The sequence below is a fragment of the Enterobacter sp. DVT3837 genome (assembly GCF_056238685.1).
Genome location: NZ_JBWDLA010000001.1, coordinates 2,394,195 through 2,409,090, shown reverse-complemented (window position 1 = coordinate 2,409,090; position 14,896 = coordinate 2,394,195). Strand labels below are relative to the sequence as shown.

The following is a 14,896-nucleotide window of genomic DNA, read 5'->3' as shown; positions in this document are numbered from 1 at the left end:
CGGGTGGCGGTTTCGCCTTACCCGGCAATCACAGCTAAAATGCCTGCCCTATTTTCAGCGCCGCCGCGATATTCCTTGCGGCCATCTGGACATTTTCACTGGCATTTTCCAGCGCGTCTTCCAGTGAGCAGATGGTGTAGATCACGCTAAACACCGCATCAATGCCGTGTTCGTGTACCACGCCAACATCCGCCGTCAGACTCCCCGCAATACCGATGACGGGTTTGTTAAAGCGTTTGGCCACTTTCGCCACACCTACCGGGACTTTGCCGTGGATCGTCTGACTGTCGATGCGTCCTTCACCCGTGATCACCAAATCCGCATCGGCTACCTGGTCGGCCAGGTGTAGCGCATCGGTCACGATCTCAATCCCCTGGCGCAACTGCGCACCGCAAAAGGCATACAGTGCTGCCCCCATACCGCCCGCTGCGCCACCGCCAGCAAGGTTCAACACATCGATATCCAGATCCCGGGCAATGACCCGCGCATACTGAGCAAGCGCGTTGTCCAGGGTGACGATCATCTCGGGTGTGGCCCCCTTTTGCGGACCAAATACGGCTGACGCGCCATCCTTTCCGGTGAGCGGATTAGTGACATCACAGGCCACCTCAATCCGGCACTCAGCCAGGCGTTTATCCAGCCCGCTCAGGTCGATACGCGCGAGTTTTCCCAGCTCGCCCCCGCCCTGCCCAAGAGGCTGTTCGCTCGCGTCGAGCAATTTAGCGCCCAGCGCCTGCACCATCCCTGCACCGCCGTCATTGGTTGCACTGCCGCCAATGCCAATAATGATATGCTTAACGCCCGCATCCAGCGCATGACGGATAAGCTCACCTGTTCCCCAGGAGGTGGTTCTCAGAGGATTACGCTGCGAAGGCGCAACCAGCTCCAGGCCGCTGGCCGCTGCCATTTCAATAAAGGCGCTCTGCTTATCACCGGACAAACCATAAAACCCGTCCACGTGCTCGCCCAGCGGGCCGGTCACCGGAACATGCATAATGCTTCCCTGCGTTGCCGCGATCATCGCCTCAACCGTCCCTTCGCCACCGTCCGCGACCGGCAGTTTGACGTAAACTGCCTCGGGGAAGATCTCGCGAAAACCACGCTCTATCGCTGTCGCAACCTCAAGCGCACTCAAACTTTCCTTATATGAGTCCGGTGCGATAACAATTTTCATAAGCCATCCTTACGCATCGTTGTTACGTTAAGCATACACCACGCAAATGACCAGCAATGGGAGCGTTCCCTGCACATTTATCGCACCATGCACGGACGTTTATTATCAAATGACCAGCCCGGGATGAGATACTGCATCGCCATCGCATCATCGCGCGCACCCAGGCCATGTTTCTGATACAGCTCGTGAGCTTTCATAACCTGATCCATATCCAGCTCAACACCTAACCCCGGTGTGGACGGCACCTGCACCATGCCCCCTTTGATCTCAAACGGCTCTTTGGTCAGGCGCTGATTGCCTTCCTGCCAGATCCAGTGCGTGTCAATCGCAGTGATCGTACCCGGTGCGGCAGCGGCAACGTGAGTGAACATTGCCAGCGACACATCGAAGTGGTTGTTGGAATGCGAGCCCCAGGTCAGGCCAAACTCATGACACATCTGCGCCACGCGCACTGAACCCTGCATCGTCCAGAAGTGCGGGTCAGCCAGCGGAATATCGACAGATTGCAGAGAAAGCGTATGCCCCATCTGGCGCCAGTCGGTTGCTATCATGTTTGTTGCCGTTGGCAAACCTGTTGCACGGCGGAATTCCGCCATCACTTCGCGGCCGGAGAAACCTTGTTCAGCCCCGCACGGATCTTCCGCATAGGCCAGCACGCCTTTCAGCTGTTTACCGATTCTGATCGCTTCATCAAGAGACCAGGCCCCATTCGGATCGAGCGTTACGCGCGCTTGCGGGAAACGTTTCGCCAGCGCAGATATGGCTTCCGCCTCTTCTTCGCCCGCCAGCACGCCCCCCTTCAGTTTGAAATCGTTGAAGCCGTATTTCTCATAAGCGGCTTCCGCCAGACGCACCACCGCATCCGGAGTCATCGCCTCATCGTGGCGAAGTCGGTACCAGTCGCATTGTTCATCTGGCTGACTCTGATACGCCAGAGGCGTCAGCTTGCGGTCGCCGACAAAGAACAGATAGCCCAGCATTTCCACTTCGCTGCGCTGCTGGCCATCGCCTAACAGTGACGCGACGTTAACGCCCAGGTGCTGGCCTAACAAGTCCAGCATTGCCGCTTCGATACCGGTCACCACATGGATAGTGGTACGCAGATCGAACGTTTGCAGCCCACGTCCAGCCGCATCGCGGTCAGCGAAAGTATTGCGCACGGTATTCAGCACATTTTTGTACTCGCCCAGCGTTTTACCGACAACTAATGAAATGGCATCTTCCAGCGTAGTACGGATCTTCTCCCCACCCGGAATTTCGCCTACACCGGTATGACCGGAGTTGTCTTTGATAATCACGATATTGCGGGTAAAGAATGGCGCATGCGCACCACTCAGGTTCATCAGCATGCTGTCATGGCCCGCAACCGGAATGATCTGCATGGTAGTGACTACGGGGGTAGAAAAAGTGCTCATCGTTCTATCCTTTTATCAGTGACGTCCGAAAACAGGGCGCTTACGGTCAAATGTCCAGCCGGGGATAAGATACTGCATTGGTCCTGCGTCGTTACGCGCACCACCAGGCAGTTTTTTATACGCCTCATGGGCTTTATGAACCTGATCCCAGTCAAGCTCTACACCCAGCCCAGGCGCATCCGGCACAGCAATTTTGCCGTTTTTGATCTCAAGCGGATTTTTGGTCAGGCGAGCTTCACCCTCCTGCCAAATCCAGTGGGTGTCGATAGCGGTGGGGTTACCCGGTACCGCCGCGCCAACGTGGGTAAACATCGCCAGCGAAATATCAAAGTGGTTGTTGGAGTGGCAGCCCCAGGTTAGCCCCCAGTCATCGCACAGCTGTGCGACACGTACTGCACCTGAAAGCGTCCAGAAATGCGGGTCAGCCAGCGGAATATCGACAGCGTTCAGCATCACAGCGTGACCCATTTCGCGCCAGTTGGTCGCGATCATGTTGGTGGCGACTGGCAACCCGGTGGCGCGACGGAACTCGGCCATGACTTCACGACCCGAGAATCCCTGTTCGGCGCCGCAGGGATCTTCCGCATAGGTCAGGACATTCCCCAGCCCTTTACACAAGCTGATCGCTTCATCCAGCAGCCATGCTCCGTTCGGATCAACCGTGATACGCGCCTCCGGGAAGCGTGTTTTCAGCGCCCGGGCCGTTTCAATCTCCTGCTCACCTGGCAGTACGCCGCCTTTAAGCTTGAAATCTTTAAAACCGTAACGATCCTGGGCCGCCTCAGCCAGCCGGACAACGCTTTCACCGGAGAGCGCTTCCTGATGACGCAGGTGATACCACTCGTGGCGGCCAGGCGAGTGAGCCAGATAAGGCAGGTCGGTTTTGTTGCGATCGCCAACATAAAACAGATAGCCGAGCACCGTCACCGCATCGCGCTGCTTGCCGGGCCCCAGCAATTCGCAGACCGGGACATGCAAGGTCTTGCCCAGTAAATCAAGCAGGGCGGCTTCCAGAGCGGCGACAGCATTGACGCGCAGTTCAAACGTCCACGCCCCTTTTCCGAAGGTATCAAAGTCTGCCGACTGATTTCCCTTATGTACCTGCTGGACCACCCTATTCAACCGGGCGATCTCCTGACCCACCACCCGAGGTATGGCATCGACCAGCGTCTGATAAATCACCTCTCCGCCAGGCGCTTCGCCCACGCCGGTATTCCCTGCACTGTCTGTCAGCACAACGACATTACGGGTAAACCAGGCGTTATGTGCGCCGCCAATATTCAGCAGCATACTGTCCTGCCCGGCCACCGGGATGACCTTCATCTCAGTGACGATTGGGCTTGATTGCGTTGTCATCATCCACGCTCCGCAACAGGTTTAAGTTCGACGCGTTTGATATCCCCCACCAGCACCAGGTAACTCAGCACCGCCACCAGCGCATGCACACCCACGTAGATCAGCGCACCGTTGAAAGAGCCCGTCGTGCCGACGATGTAGCCGATAGCGATGGGGGTGACAATCCCGGAGATGTTGCCGAACATGTTGAACAGACCGCCGCTCAGACCACTGATCTCTTTTGGCGCAGTATCTGCCATCACCGCCCAGCCCAGCGCACCGATCCCTTTACCGAAGAAAGCCATCGCCATGAAGCCGATAATCATCCACTCGGTATTTACGTAGTTACAGAACACCATGGTCATGGAGAGCAGCATGCCGAGCACAATCGGCGTTTTTCGCGCGATGTTCAGGGAACCGGTGCGGCGCATCAGCCAGTCGGAAATCACCCCGCCGAGCACCCCCCCAACGAAGCCGCAGATTGCCGGAACAGAGGCGACAAACCCCGCTTTCAGAATCGACATACCACGCGCCTGCACCAGATAAACCGGGAACCAGGTGATAAAGAAGTAAGTTAAGGCGTTGATGCAATACTGGCCAAGATAGATCCCGATCATCATCCGCGAGCCGACAAGCTGTTTGATCTGTGCCCATTTCTGACTGAACGGGACTTTTGCTTTTGCGGATTTTTGATCCATGTTGATCAGCGCTCCGCCTTCGGCAATGTACTCCAGCTCTTTCTTGTTCACGCCGGGATGCTGATTAGGTTCGTGGATCACTTTCAGCCAGATGAAGCTGATGACGATCCCAAGCCCGCCCATGAAGAAGAATACGTGCGACCAGCCCACCTCATGCGTCAGCCAGCCCATGATTGGCGCGAAGATCACCGTTGCGAAGTACTGTGCGGAGTTGAAGATCGCTACCGCCGTTCCCCTCTCCTGCGCCGGGAACCATGCCGCCACAATGCGGCTGTTGCCCGGGAAGGAAGGCGCTTCCGCTAAGCCTACCAGGAAGCGCAGCGTGAAGAGCGCCACAATAATGCCGAAGCCGCTGAAGATATCGACGAAACCCTGCAGCAGGGTGAACATCGACCAGATAAAGATGGACCAGAAATAGACGCGTTTAGATCCAAAACGGTCCAGCAGCCAGCCGCCAGGAATTTGCCCGATAACGTAGGCCCATGAGAATGCAGAGAAAACGTAACCCATGCCCACCGGATCAAGGCCGATGTCTTTTGCCATTTCCGAGCCGGCAATCGACAGCGTGGCGCGGTCACCATAGTTAAAGGACGTGACGATAAACAGCATCACCACTATCCAGTAGCGGGCATTGGTGCGCTTCTCAGCGCTGCTCGCTGCGTGGCTTAATGTACTCATTGTTGCACTCCTGAAACATAGCTTTCGCCTGGTTCATTCTGTACAGCACCGGTAGGGTAATCAGAATGAGATTTGTGTTTTGTCGTTTTGGTACGGCCTGACGCCGTTTTATAGTGACCGGAAAAGTATATGAAGGAGTGACACCGTCTCTCACCGTGCAAAAACACAGTATTAAAGGGGGTGTGAGAGGTTGTTTATGGCATTAGCCCAGGGGAGTTGAAGGTGGTTCACGGAATTGGCGTTTGGTGCGGGATGTACAGCCGGGTGGCGTCTACGCCTTACCCGGCATACAGAACTATTTAAGGAGCGTCGCCCAGTGTTCAACCCATGGGTTCGACTCGCTTTCAGGCTCAGGGTGTTCGCCCGCATCAATCAGCAGCATCTCGCCGACGCGTTGGGCGCTTTGCTCCTGCAGGAGAGCATCGAACTGCTTACCGCCGCCGCAGAAGTTGGCGTAAGAGCTATCGCCCAGCGCAATGATGCCGTAGTGAACGTCCGGCTGATAGCCGAGCTGGTCTTTAATTCCCTGGAAAAGCGGCACGATGCTGTCCGGAAGATCGCCCTGTCCGGTGGTGGGGGTCACCACCAGAATGTATTTATCTTGATACTTTTTCCAGTCTGCCAGTTCCGGGTCTTCATAGACCGTGGCTTTGTGGCCCTGGCTGGCGAGTATTGCCTCAGCCTCTTCCGCAACCAGCAGCGAGTTGCCGTACATTGTGCCGACAAAAATGCCTACTTCAGCCATGATATTTTCCCATATTGAATGCGTTTACTGTTCATCCTGAACGTTGCCCGATACAAACTCAACCCTTTCATTTTCGGGGAGTTGTCCCAGCCAGCCAAACTGTGACAGCGCCTGCATCCAGACGTCGTCCAGCCCCGCACGTATAGTTAGCGGTTCGCCGGTAAACGGGTGCGTCAGGCTCAGCTCGCTGGCGTGCAACATCAGACGATGGCAACCAAAGTGTTCGGCCGCGCTGCGGTTCTGGCGCAGATCGCCGTGTTTGCTGTCGCCAATAATCGGGTGGCGCAGGTGCGCAAGATGGCGTCGCAGCTGGTGCTTACGCCCGGTTTTAGGCAGAAGCTCAACCAGGCTGTAGCGTGTGGTCGGAAATTTGCTGGTTGCCACCGGCATTTCGGTAGTCGCCATGCCGCGATAATCTGTCACCGCAGGCTGCGGACCTTTGTCATCACGGGCAAATTTATCGGCAATTTTGTCCAGCTCCTCCACCAGCGGATAGTCCAGCGTGGCACTTTCCGTAAGCCAGCCACGGACAATCGCGTGGTAGCGTTTCTGGATCTGGTGCTGTTCGAACTGCTGCGCCAGCAGGCGGCCTGCCTCGCTGGACAACCCCATCAGCAGAACGCCGGAGGTCGGCCTGTCGAGACGATGGGCAGTGAAAACATGCTGGCCAATCTGGTCGCGCACGGTTTGCATTACCACGACTTTCTCGTCGCGATCCAGCCAGCTTCGGTGCACCAGCCAGCCGGACGGTTTATTCACCGCCACCAGCCACTCATCCTGAAAGAGGATCTCAAGCGTCATACATCTTCACCGGCAAACAGGGCATCCAGCTTTTCCAGTTCGACCAGCATCACGTCGCGCGCTGGATGCGTCGCCTCAAGCGCCATTTCATAATAGGGAGAAACAGCAAAGGCCTGTGGCAGCGGATGACCGCCTTCCAGCAGTGCGTGCATACGCGGAATTAATACCCACTGGAGCCACTCGAACGGTGCCAGCGTATCCAGGCAGAATGGCTGGGTGCTTGCGAACGCTTCTGGCTGCGGTGCAGTCTCCTGCCACAGCTGATGTTGGCGCAAAAGGGCTTCGATGGCGTGCAACCGGGCACGAACGCGATCGTGTTGCGTCATAGTAACCTCAACTGAAAAAATGAACGGCGCGCAGCATAGCATTGCGGAAGACAGAAATAAAAAAAGGGAGCACTGTAAAAACAGTGCTCCCGGTTCGTTTCGCAGCATTCCAGCTACAATTCGTGCTCCCTGCTCATCCGTGACAACTTTTCCTGATGCCCGAAGGCCTGGTCATCCGTAAACCGATGCATCCTGCACATATCGTCCTGATATGTTTGTTTCATCCTGAAACATCCTGGCCTTCCTGACCCACCGCTCATCCTGACCGGCTCTCATTCTCCTTCCTGGAGGTGTCCCTTACGCATCTTGCGTTATCCTTTTGCTTCATCCTGAAGCCTTCCTGCAGCGCCATCCTGACGTGTCCTGAGTAAGAAACGCCATCATCCTGATGTTCGTTTCTCGTGTCGGCGTCCTGTCGACGGAGATAGAATCCGCTATTCCGCTTCGTCTTACAACCCACCCTGTCAGTTGTGTAAGCCTTAAGAAAGCGCTAAAAGTCATGCAATGAACAAGTAATCCATTGAAAAACAGAGTAATATTAATCTTAATTAAATAAGGTAATACTGAATGTTCCAGCGATCTCTCACAAACCTTGTAAGAGATCTCTCACACGCGCTGTAGCATCAAGGATTACAGCAGTGGCTCAATTCGTGTAAGGAAATCCGCAAGAGAGGGGGCGAGGATTTCGCGATTGCGGGTACCGATTGTCTCTTTAACCACTTCACCAGACAAGTTACAGACGGATATTACATCCAGTTCGCTATCCAGCGTGGCAATAAAGAGTGTCGGAGAAAGCTTAAGGCGCTTTTGCGTGACCAGATGCCCAATCAGGTTTTCCTGAACACGCTGCAGATCGTCTTCACTCCAGGTCTGCAACAAGGTCAACGTAATATCAGCAAAGCGTGCAGGCATATCCCCTGCAAATTGCGTGGTATAAAACGCATGAACGGCAGATTGTATCACAATATCCATTGCCCGTTCAACCGCATTTACATTTTGCTCACCGGGATTGGGCTTCGGCTGCCAGATCACGTAATCATCCTGAGAAGAGATAATGCACGGTGACGGTACGCCATATAAATCAGTACTTTGTGGCCATGTGTCATGCTTTTCATGCCATGCATCGCAATAACGGGTCGTGAAGGTAGTGAGGGCATTTGCAGTTTCGATGTCCACCGATTTCTCTCTTCTTGTAAGACAGGATAAACTCAGGCCATAAGTGTACCTGTAAAGTGGCTATGAAACATGTCTTACGAAAATCATCAGGCGTTAACCGGCTTAACGCTGGGTAAATCGACCGATTACCGCGACACCTACGATGCAAGCCTGCTGCAGGGTGTGCCGCGCAGCCTGAATCGCGATCCTCTGGGTTTACACGCGGATGCACTGCCGTTTGTCGGCGGAGATATCTGGACGCTGTACGAACTCTCGTGGCTTAACGCTCGCGGTTTGCCGCAGGTGGCGGTGGGCCATGTTGAGCTGGATTACGCCAGCGTTAATCTCGTTGAGTCCAAAAGTTTTAAGCTCTATCTCAACAGTTTTAACCAGACAAAATTCAATAGCTGGGACGACGTTCAGCACACCCTGGAACGTGATTTAAGTGCCTGCGCTCAGGGCAACGTAAGCGTTTCATTGTATCGTCTGGATGAACTCGAAGGGCAGCCCATTGCCCACTTCAACGGTACCTGCATCGACGATCAGGATATCGAGGTGAACAGCTACGAATTCAGCACTGATTACCTCGAAAACGCGGCGAGCGGGAAGGTGGTCGAAGAGACGCTGGTCAGCCATCTGCTGAAGTCCAACTGCCTGATTACCCATCAGCCGGACTGGGGTTCCGTGCAGATCCAGTATCGTGGCCCGAAAATTGACCGGGAAAAACTGCTGCGCTATCTGGTGTCGTTCCGTCATCACAATGAATTCCACGAGCAATGCGTGGAGCGCATCTTTAATGACATTCAGCGTTTCTGCCATCCTGAGACGCTGAGCGTTTACGCGCGCTATACCCGACGTGGTGGGCTGGATATTAACCCGTGGCGCACCAATACCGATTTTGTGCCTGCGACTGGCCGTCTGGTGCGTCAGTAACATAAATATTTTCATAATATGCGGGCGGTATTCCGCCCGAAGTGTTGTGAAATCTCATAAGCCAGGGCTATTGTAATCAACAGGGAAAGACGATAATCGTCCCGTAAGGAGCTCACTTGATTACACATATTAGCCCGCTTGGCTCAATGGATATGTTGTCGCAGCTGGAAGTGGACATGCTTAAACGCACGGCCAGCAGCGATCTTTATCAACTGTTTCGTAACTGTTCACTTGCCGTACTGAACTCCGGAAGCCTGACAGATAACAGTAAAGAACTGCTGTCCCGCTTCGAAAGCTTTGATATCAACGTGCTGCGCCGCGAGCGTGGCGTGAAACTGGAAGTGATCAACCCGCCGGAAGACGCCTTCGTCGACGGGCGCATTATTCGATCACTTCAGGCCAACCTGTTTGCCGTGCTGCGTGACATCCTGTTTGTTAACGGGCAGATCCACAACGCAGGCCGTTTCCAGCATCTCGATCTGGAAAGCTCTGTCCATATCACCAACCTGGTGTTCTCGATTTTGCGAAACGCTCGTGCCCTGCACGTCGGCGAAGCACCGAACATGGTCGTTTGCTGGGGCGGCCACTCCATTAACGAAACCGAATATCTCTATGCCCGTCGGGTGGGAACGCAACTCGGCCTGCGTGAACTGAATATCTGTACGGGCTGTGGCCCAGGGGCAATGGAAGCGCCAATGAAAGGTGCCGCGGTTGGGCATGCACAGCAGCGTTACAAAGAGGGGCGGTTTATCGGTATGACCGAACCGTCAATCATCGCTGCTGAGCCACCTAACCCGCTGGTTAATGAGCTGATTATCATGCCGGATATCGAGAAACGTCTTGAGGCGTTTGTCCGTATCGCCCACGGCATTATCATCTTCCCGGGCGGTGTGGGAACAGCGGAAGAGTTGCTTTATCTGCTGGGCATTCTGATGAACCCGGCCAATAAAGATCAGGTTCTGCCGTTGATCCTGACCGGACCAAAAGAGAGCGCCGACTACTTCCGCGTGCTGGACGAGTTCATCGTGCATACGCTGGGGGAATCCGCGCGTCGTCACTATCGCATCATCATTGATGATGCAGCAGAAGTGGCTCGTCAGATGAAAAAATCGATGCCGCTGGTGAAAGAGAATCGTCGTGATACCGGCGATGCTTACAGCTTCAACTGGTCAATTCGTATTGCACCGGACCTGCAGATCCCATTCGAACCTACACACGAGAATATGGCGAACCTGAAACTCTACCCGGATCAACCGGTGGAAGTCCTGGCTGCCGATCTGCGTCGTGCCTTCTCCGGGATTGTGGCGGGGAACGTGAAAGAGATGGGCATCCGCGCCATTGAACAACATGGTCCGTACAAAATTCACGGTGACCGGGAGATGATGCGTCGCATGGACGATATGCTGCAGGGCTTTGTCGCCCAACACCGCATGAAGCTGCCAGGCTCAGCCTACATTCCTTGCTACGAAATCTGCACTTAACGCTTAGCGTCTTCTCTTTAAAGCCGGGTCGTCATACAACGCGTCCCGGCTTTTTTATTACCGAAGCAATTCATATAGCTCGCTTATATCTTTTACAAATCACACCAGAACGCAAACGATTACCTTGATTTTACAACCGTAAGTTATCAGCCTTAATCCAAATTACCCGCCAGAAAATACTAAAAACCCGTTTCTTTACAGCTAAAGACACCTATATCACGGGCCTGTCTTTCAGCTCACATGTCGTTAGTGGTAGCCTTCGCGCCCGTAAATTCTCTTTGATGTTTTTTTAACAGATAAATGGTCTAAAGATGCCCACATCATAAGTGGATTATTGCATTTGAGATCGCGATCACTGATAGATTCATAACGAGAATGTATCTTTCCGCCCGCCAATAGTTACGGGTGAAAATTATTAAAAAACCGTCACTGAACGAATTTCATATTACCGTCAGGCACTTTTTCATCGGATTTGACTTAAAACCTGACAATTTGCTTCCTCCAGGAGATACAGATGGAAACCACTCAAACCAGCACCGTTGCTTCGATTGAATCCCGAAGTGGTTGGCGCAAAACGGATACCATGTGGATGCTTGGCCTTTACGGCACAGCAATCGGCGCTGGTGTACTGTTCCTTCCTATCAACGCAGGCGTCGGCGGTCTGATCCCGCTGATCATCATGGCCATCATTGCCTTCCCGATGACCTTCTTCGCACACCGCGGTCTGACCCGCTTCGTGCTGTCCGGTAAAAACCCTGGCGAAGACATCACTGAAGTGGTTGAAGAGCACTTCGGTATCGGCGCAGGTAAACTGATTACCCTGCTCTACTTCTTCGCGATTTACCCAATCCTGCTGGTTTACAGCGTGGCAATCACCAACACCGTTGAAAGCTTCATGACGCACCAGCTGCACATGACGCCGCCTCCGCGTGCAATTCTGTCTCTGATCCTGATCGTAGGCATGATGACTATCGTGCGCTTCGGTGAGCAGATGATTGTTAAAGCAATGAGCGTACTGGTCTTCCCGTTCGTGATTGCTCTGATGGTACTGGCTTGCTACCTGATCCCACAGTGGAACGGTGCAGCACTGGAAACCCTGTCCCTGAGCAGCGCATCTGCAACCGGTAACGGCCTGCTGATGACCCTGTGGCTGGCGATTCCGGTAATGGTCTTCTCCTTCAACCACTCCCCAATCATCTCCTCCTTCGCAGTGGCGAAGCGTGAAGAGTACGGCAACGGTGCAGAGAAGAAATGCTCCAGCATCCTGGCACGTGCACACATCATGATGGTACTGACCGTGATGTTCTTCGTCTTCAGCTGCGTACTCAGCCTCTCCCCGGCGGATCTGGCAGCAGCGAAAGAGCAGAACATCTCTATTCTGTCTTACCTGGCGAACCACTTTAACGCACCAGTCATTGCGTGGATGGCACCTATCATCGCGATTATCGCCATCACCAAATCCTTCCTCGGTCACTACCTGGGCGCGCGTGAAGGCTTCAACGGTATGGTGATCAAATCTCTGCGCGGTAAAGGCAAGAGCATTGAAATCAGCAAGCTGAACAAAATCACCGCTCTGTTCATGCTGATCACCACCTGGGCAGTTGCGACTCTGAACCCAAGCATCCTGGGCATGATTGAAACTCTGGGTGGCCCGGTTATCGCGATGATTCTGTTCCTGATGCCTATGTACGCGATTCAGAAAGTGCCTGCGATGCGTAAATACAGCGGCCACATCAGCAACGTCTTCGTTGTTGTGATGGGTCTGATTGCCATCTCCGCTATTTTCTTCTCACTGTTCAGCTAATACCTCCTGCGCCGTCCTCGGGCGGCGCATTCTTCCTCTCTGACTGAAAGCAATGGACGCATCATGATTAGCGTATTCGATATTTTCAAAATCGGTATTGGTCCTTCCAGCTCTCACACCGTCGGACCAATGAAAGCCGGTAAGCAGTTCACGGATGACTTGATTGCACGCGGCATTCTGCACGACGTAACCCGCGTGGTTGTTGATGTTTACGGTTCTCTTTCCCTGACCGGGAAAGGCCACCATACCGATATCGCCATTATCATGGGCCTGGCGGGAAACCTGCCGGATACCGTTGATATTGACGCGATCCCTGGCTTCATCCAGGACGTTAATACCCACGGTCGCCTGCTGCTGGCAAATGGCGAACATGAAGTGGAATTCCCGGTTGATCGCTGCATGAATTTCCATGCTGACAACCTGTCGCTGCACGAAAACGGTATGCGTATCACTGCGCTGGCCGGCGACAAAGCGGTATACAGCCAGACTTACTACTCTATCGGCGGCGGTTTTATCGTCGACGAAGACCACTTTGGTCAAACCAGTACCTCTTCGGTCGACGTGCCTTATCCGTACAAAACTGCGGCGGACCTTCAGCGTCACTGCCAGGAGACAGGACTTTCCCTCTCCGGCCTGATGATGAAAAACGAGCTGGCACTTCACAGCAAAGCGGAGCTGGAACAGCACTTTGCTAACGTTTGGGAAGTGATGCGCGGCGGTATTGAGCGCGGGATCACCACCGAAGGCGTTCTGCCTGGCAAGCTTCGCGTGCCGCGTCGTGCAGCAGCGCTGCGCCGTATGTTGGTCAGCACCGACAAAACGACAACAGATCCTATGGCAGTCGTGGACTGGATCAATATGTTCGCGCTGGCAGTAAACGAGGAGAACGCCGCAGGTGGCCGCGTGGTCACCGCGCCGACCAACGGTGCCTGCGGTATCGTTCCGGCCGTGCTCGCGTACTACGACAAGTTTATCCGCGAAGTGAACGCTAACTCTCTGGCGCGCTACCTGCTAGTCGCCAGTGCGATCGGTTCCCTGTATAAGATGAACGCGTCAATTTCTGGTGCGGAAGTAGGCTGTCAGGGTGAAGTCGGTGTGGCTTGCTCTATGGCGGCGGCGGGTCTGGCTGAGCTGTTGGGTGCAAGCCCGACGCAGGTGTGCATTGCCGCAGAAATCGGCATGGAACATAACCTGGGGCTGACCTGTGACCCGGTTGCCGGACAGGTGCAGGTGCCGTGTATCGAGCGTAACGCGATCGCTTCCGTGAAGGCGGTAAACGCTGCACGTATGGCCCTGCGTCGTACCAGCGAACCGCGCGTCTGTCTCGATAAAGTTATCGAAACCATGTACGAAACCGGGAAAGATATGAACGCCAAATACCGCGAAACCTCTCGCGGCGGTCTGGCGATGAAGATCGTTACCTGCGATTAAGCCTCTCAGGAAGCCTCGTTTTGCGAGGCTTCTTCCTGTTTCCCCTCACACTATTCGTTTCATCCTGCCGACAGTGTTACCCTTTACCCATCAGATTTAAGGGAGAATCTCTGTGGCTGTTCATTTGCTTATTGTCGACGCACTCAACCTGATTCGCCGGATCCATGCGGTACAAGGCACCCCCTGTAAAGACACTTGCCTGCACGCACTGGAGCAGCTTATCCGCCATAGCGAACCGACTCATGTTGTGGCCGTGTTTGACGACGAAGCGCGTAACACTGGCTGGCGTCACCAGCGCCTGCCTGATTACAAGGCCGGACGTGCCCCGATGCCAGACGATCTGCATGCCGAGATGCCCGCCATTCGTGCCGCCTTTGAACAGCGCGGCGTCCCTTGCTGGGGGGCGCATGGCAATGAAGCTGACGATCTGGCGGCAACACTTGCGGTTAAAGTTGCCAGCGCTGGGCATCAGGCGACGATTGTTTCAACCGATAAAGGCTACTGCCAGCTGCTCTCACCTACGATCCGCATCCGTGATTACTTCCAGAAACGCTGGCTTGATGCCCCTTTCATTGCCAGTGAGTTTGGCGTCTCGCCTGAACAGCTACCAGATTACTGGGGGCTGGCGGGGATCAGCAGCTCGAAGGTGCCGGGTGTCGCGGGTATAGGACCAAAAAGTGCCGCTCAGTTGCTAACGGATTTTCAGAGTCTGGAAGGGATTTACGCCAGGCTGGATGAGGTGCCGGAAAAATGGCGCAAGAAGCTTGAAGCACACAAAGAGATGGCCTTTATCTGCCGGGATGTAGCGACGCTACAAACGAGTTTACAGCTGGACGGAAACTTGCAGCAGTTAAGGCTGGAACGTTAATACAATTCACGATTTGTCTGCCCGGTAAGCGCAGCGCCACCGGGCAAAATAA

General features: G+C 54.4%; 13 protein-coding genes. 5 read left to right on the top strand and 8 right to left on the bottom strand.

Features of this window, described 5'->3' with window-relative positions; genetic code table 11:
- Positions 1-34: 34 nt before the first annotated feature.
- The 8 genes from AC0XWG_RS11815 to syd all read right to left on the bottom strand — a co-directional run bounded on the left by AC0XWG_RS11815 (position 35) and on the right by syd (position 8,348).
- Complete coding sequence (locus tag AC0XWG_RS11815; protein WP_028016884.1) at positions 35-1,174, bottom strand: glycerate kinase; 1,140 nt, start codon at positions 1,172-1,174, stop codon at positions 35-37.
- Positions 1,175-1,251: 77 nt separating this feature from the next.
- Complete coding sequence (gene gudD, locus AC0XWG_RS11810; RefSeq protein ID WP_128347316.1) at positions 1,252-2,589, bottom strand: glucarate dehydratase; 1,338 nt, start codon at positions 2,587-2,589, stop codon at positions 1,252-1,254.
- A gap of 15 nt (positions 2,590-2,604) precedes the next feature.
- Complete coding sequence (locus tag AC0XWG_RS11805) at positions 2,605-3,945, bottom strand: enolase C-terminal domain-like protein (protein WP_475680778.1); 1,341 nt, start codon at positions 3,943-3,945, stop codon at positions 2,605-2,607.
- On the bottom strand, positions 3,945-5,300 hold the full coding sequence (gene gudP, locus AC0XWG_RS11800; protein WP_028016887.1) for a galactarate/glucarate/glycerate transporter GudP: 1,356 nt from the start codon (positions 5,298-5,300) through the stop codon (positions 3,945-3,947). Before gudP ends, AC0XWG_RS11805 begins: the two co-directional genes overlap by 1 nt.
- Before the next feature lie 295 nt (positions 5,301-5,595).
- Positions 5,596-6,045, bottom strand: a complete 450-nt coding sequence (locus AC0XWG_RS11795; protein WP_475680603.1) for a flavodoxin — start codon at positions 6,043-6,045, stop codon at positions 5,596-5,598.
- 24 nt (positions 6,046-6,069) lie between these two features.
- Entirely contained in the window at positions 6,070-6,846 is a 777-nt protein-coding gene (gene truC, locus AC0XWG_RS11790) for a tRNA pseudouridine(65) synthase TruC (RefSeq protein WP_128347314.1), read from the bottom strand.
- Positions 6,843-7,172 (bottom strand): YqcC family protein, encoded by a 330-nt coding sequence (locus AC0XWG_RS11785; RefSeq protein WP_128347313.1) that lies wholly within the window; start codon positions 7,170-7,172, stop codon positions 6,843-6,845. The genes truC and AC0XWG_RS11785 overlap by 4 nt, the downstream gene beginning before the upstream one ends.
- 630 nt (positions 7,173-7,802) lie before the next feature.
- Complete coding sequence (gene syd, locus AC0XWG_RS11780; protein ID WP_134707880.1) at positions 7,803-8,348, bottom strand: SecY-interacting protein; 546 nt, start codon at positions 8,346-8,348, stop codon at positions 7,803-7,805.
- A gap of 69 nt (positions 8,349-8,417) precedes the next feature.
- Here syd and queF point away from each other — a divergent pair, with 69 nt between their 5' ends.
- The 5 genes from queF (at position 8,418) to xni (ending at position 14,844) form a co-directional block, all read left to right on the top strand.
- Positions 8,418-9,260 carry an NADPH-dependent 7-cyano-7-deazaguanine reductase QueF gene (gene queF, locus AC0XWG_RS11775; protein ID WP_108091053.1) on the top strand — a complete coding sequence of 281 codons (843 nt, stop codon included), beginning with the start codon at positions 8,418-8,420 and terminating at the stop codon, positions 9,258-9,260.
- A 116-nt stretch (positions 9,261-9,376) separates the two neighbouring features.
- The gene (ppnN, locus tag AC0XWG_RS11770; protein WP_108091054.1) at positions 9,377-10,741 is read left to right on the top strand and encodes a nucleotide 5'-monophosphate nucleosidase PpnN; all 1,365 of its coding nucleotides are present in this window, start codon (positions 9,377-9,379) and stop codon (positions 10,739-10,741) included.
- A 514-nt stretch (positions 10,742-11,255) separates the two neighbouring features.
- On the top strand, positions 11,256-12,545 hold the full coding sequence (locus tag AC0XWG_RS11765; RefSeq protein WP_028016894.1) for an HAAAP family serine/threonine permease: 1,290 nt from the start codon (positions 11,256-11,258) through the stop codon (positions 12,543-12,545).
- 63 nt (positions 12,546-12,608) lie between these two features.
- Entirely contained in the window at positions 12,609-13,976 is a 1,368-nt protein-coding gene (locus AC0XWG_RS11760; RefSeq protein WP_108091055.1) for an L-serine ammonia-lyase, read from the top strand.
- Between the two features lie 112 nt (positions 13,977-14,088).
- A complete protein-coding gene (xni, locus tag AC0XWG_RS11755; RefSeq protein WP_128347312.1) occupies positions 14,089-14,844 on the top strand; it encodes a flap endonuclease Xni in 756 nt (251 codons plus the stop codon).
- Positions 14,845-14,896: the final 52 nt, after the last annotated feature.